The organism is Frankia sp. AgB32, assembly GCF_023243045.1.
Taxonomy (GTDB): domain Bacteria; phylum Actinomycetota; class Actinomycetes; order Frankiales; family Frankiaceae; genus Frankia.
Window position 1 is genome coordinate 1 of the sequence record NZ_JALKFX010000136.1, and the last position, 3,309, is coordinate 3,309.

3 protein-coding genes are annotated in these 3,309 nt (G+C 70.8%); 2 read left to right on the forward strand and 1 reads right to left on the reverse strand.

The features are described from left to right. Positions 1-661, forward strand: a 661-nt coding sequence (locus tag MXD60_RS25980; protein ID WP_248822303.1) for an alpha/beta hydrolase fold domain-containing protein, incomplete at its 5' end; no start/stop codon positions are given. A gap of 71 nt (positions 662-732) precedes the next feature. Here MXD60_RS25980 and MXD60_RS25985 read toward each other — a convergent pair. Further along, the gene (locus tag MXD60_RS25985) at positions 733-2,157 is read right to left on the reverse strand and encodes a DHA2 family efflux MFS transporter permease subunit (RefSeq protein WP_308222613.1); all 1,425 of its coding nucleotides are present in this window, start codon (positions 2,155-2,157) and stop codon (positions 733-735) included. Between MXD60_RS25985 and MXD60_RS25990 the strand changes: the two genes are divergently transcribed. Next, positions 2,141-3,250, forward strand: a complete 1,110-nt coding sequence (locus MXD60_RS25990; protein ID WP_248822306.1) for a recombinase family protein — start codon at positions 2,141-2,143, stop codon at positions 3,248-3,250. The genes MXD60_RS25985 and MXD60_RS25990 overlap by 17 nt on opposite strands. Positions 3,251-3,309 lie beyond the last annotated feature (59 nt).

Genomic DNA, 3,309 nt, shown 5'->3' on the forward strand with positions numbered 1-3,309 from the left:
CCGCACCGGCGTGCACGAGCCGCTCGACTGGGCCGCGGAGCTGGGCCTCGTCGTTGTCGCCCCGGACTACCGGCTCGCGCCGGAGCATCCGCATCCGGCGCCCATCGACGACTGCCACGCCGGCCTGGTCTGGACGGCGGGCAGGCTCGCCGAGCTCGGCGTCACCTCCGGGAAGCTGATCGTCGTCGGCAGCAGCGCCGGCGGCGGGCTGGCCGCGGCGCGCGCGCTGATGGCCCGCGACCGCGGCGGTCCCGCCCTGGCCGGCCAGCTGCTGATCGGCCCGATGATCGACGACCGCAACGACACCGTGTCGGCCCGGCAGATGGCCGGTCTCGGCATCTGGGACCAGACGTCGAACGCCACCGGCTGGACAGCGCTGCTCGGCGCGGCCCGCGGCACCGACGACGTCAGCCCGTACGCCGCCCCGGCCCGGGCGAAGGACCTCGCCGGCCTGCCGCCGGCGTTCATCGACGTCGGCTCCGCGGAGACCTTCCGGGACGAGGACGTCGCCTACGCCAGCGCCATCTGGGCGGCCGGCGGGTCGGCGGAGCTGCACGTCTGGCCGGGCGCTTACCACGGCTTCGACCAGATCGTGCCCCAGGCTGCGGTCTCCCGCGCGGCCAGGGAAGCCCGGGTGAACTGGCTGCGCCGCCTGCTCTGAGCCGGCCACCGCTGAGCCGGCTGGCGTTCTGAGCCGGCTGGCGTTCTGAGCCGGCTGGCGTTCTGAGCCGGCTACGCGGTCTGCCCGGCGCCGACCTCCCGCGCCGGGCGGGTGCGGACCCGGCGGACGCGGGTGCGTTCGGCGTCGACGTCGTGGATGGTCAACGCGGCGACGGCGCCGACGAGGGCAAGGCCGGCGGCGACGAGCAGCGCGACGTGGTAGCTCGTCAGGTCCGGCGCGGTGCGCCCGTCGACGACGCGGGTGGTGCCGACGGCGGCGAGCGCGGTGGAGAGCACCGCGACGCCGACGGCACCACCGAGCTGGCGCTGGGCGTTGAACAGGGTCGAGGCCCGGCCCGTCTCGGCCGGGCTGATCCGGGCGAACGCCGCGGCCTGCGTCGGCACGAACACGTGCGACATCGTGTAGCCGAGGCCGAACATCGCCAGCCGCATCCACCACAGGTTCGTGTCGGCCCCGACCAGCGCCATGACGGCCGCCATCGTGCCCACGCCGAGCAGGCCGCCGACCATGATCCGGCGCGGGCCGAACGCCGGGTAGAGCACCCGGCTGGCGACCTGCGAGCCGATCATCACCCCGATCGCCTCCGGGAACGTGGACAGGCCGGAGTTCAGCGCGGACAGGCCGAGACCGTCCTGGTAGAACAGTGCGACGATGTAGAGGGTGCCGAGGAACGCGGACGTGGCCAGGAACATCACCACGTTGGTGGACCGGAACAGCCGGTCGGCGAACAGCCGCAGGTGCAGCAGCGGCGCCGAGGCCCGCAGCTGCTGGACGACCAGCGCGGCGAGCAGCCCGGCGCCGACGACCAGGGCGGCGAGGATCAGCGGCGAGCCCCAGCCGCGCTCCGGGCCCTCGCTCACTCCGACGATGACCAGGCCGAACCCGGCCGCGGACAGCAGGAAGCCGGGCAGGTCGAACCGGTCGGCGCTCGCCTCGCCGTCGCGGGGCAGGAACGCCAGCCCGAACAGCAGCGCGAACACGCCGATCGGCAGGTTCACGAAGAACACCCAGCGCCACGACAGGTCGGTCACCAGCAGACCGCCGAGGACAGGTCCGAGCGCCGGCGCGAACGCGGTCGGGATTATCAGGATCCCGGACGCCCGCACCCGCTCGTTCGGCGGGAAGGCCCGGAACAGCATCGCCATGCCGGTCGGGGTCAGCAGCCCGCCACCGACCCCCTGCAGCACCCGGAACGCCACCAGCTCACCGAAACTGGTGGCGAACCCGCACAGCATGGAGGCGATCGTGAACAGCGCGATCGCGACGAGCAGCGTGCGCCGGCCGCCGAAGCGGTCGCCGACCCAGCCGGACGCCGGGATCACCACCGCGAGACTCGCAAGGTAGCCGACGGCGATCGCGCTGAGCGCCGACGGCGCGACGTCGAACTCCCGCCCCAGCGTCGGCAGCGTGACGTTGACGATCGTTACATCAGTCATAAACGGCTCGTAGCATATGAATATGGGCGATGCGGACACGCCGTCAGGACCGATGCGGATACGACGCCAGGCGCGGTACGACCGGAACCGGTCGTCGCGCGAAGACTGGAAGGGGCAGCCCGCGGCGATCTACTGCCGGATCTCGCACACTGCGGACGAGGACCAGACTGGAGTGGACCGGCAGGAGCGGATCTGCCGTGAGGTCGTTGGCCGGCTGGGTCTGCGTGTAGCGCAAGTGTTCGTCGACAACAACCGATCGGCCTGGCGGCGTGATCGCAAGCGCGATGGATGGGACGCCCTGCTGAGCCTTGCCCGTGCTGGCGAGATAGGGCACATCGTGGCCTACCATCCGGACCGGTTGATGCGGCAGCCGAAGGATCTTGAAGAACTGTTGGCGATCTCGGATGAACGGGCCATCACGCTGCACGGGCAGGCCAATCAGCGTGACCTGGCCGATCCGGACGATCGATTCTTCTTGCGGATCGAGGTCGCGCACGCCTGCCGATCGTCAGATGACACCTCGCGGCGGATGAAGGACGCGATGGTGGACCAGGCCAACGACGGCAAGCCGCATACGGGCAAGCGCCGCTACGGCTACTCCCCGGACGGTCAGACCATCATCGAGGCGGAGGCGAAGGTGGCTCGGGACATAGCCGCGCGCTACCTGGACGGCGCCACGCCAATCAAGATCGCCCCTGCGCTCAACGAGCAGGGACATGTGACCGTCACCGGTAAGCCGTGGACTGAGTTCTCAGTGCTGTCGGTGCTGGACTCCCGGCACGCGGCCGGGATTCGGGTGTTCCGGGGAGATGAGATCGGCCAGGGAAGCTGGCCGGCGATCTTCGATCCGGGGACGTGGGCGGAGATTCGGGACCGGCGCTCGTATCGGGCTGCCGCGCGTGCGGCGAAGGTGGCTCCAGCGCGGTTCTATTTGTTGCGCGGGATCGCGACCTGCAAGCGGTGCGGGACGCGGATGGCCGGGGTCGGTGGGCATGTCTCGCCGGGCTATCTGTGCTCGCGGAAGTACCGCACGGACGAGCAAAAGTGCTCCAGGAGGATCAACGCGCCTCTGCTGGAGGAGTTCGTGGTGGACGCAGCGGTGGACCTCCTGACCCAATGCCGTGAAGCGTAGTTTGATCTTTCCGGGATCTGGTCATGCTGCGCGTGGTGCGAGCGGGTGGAGCCGGATCG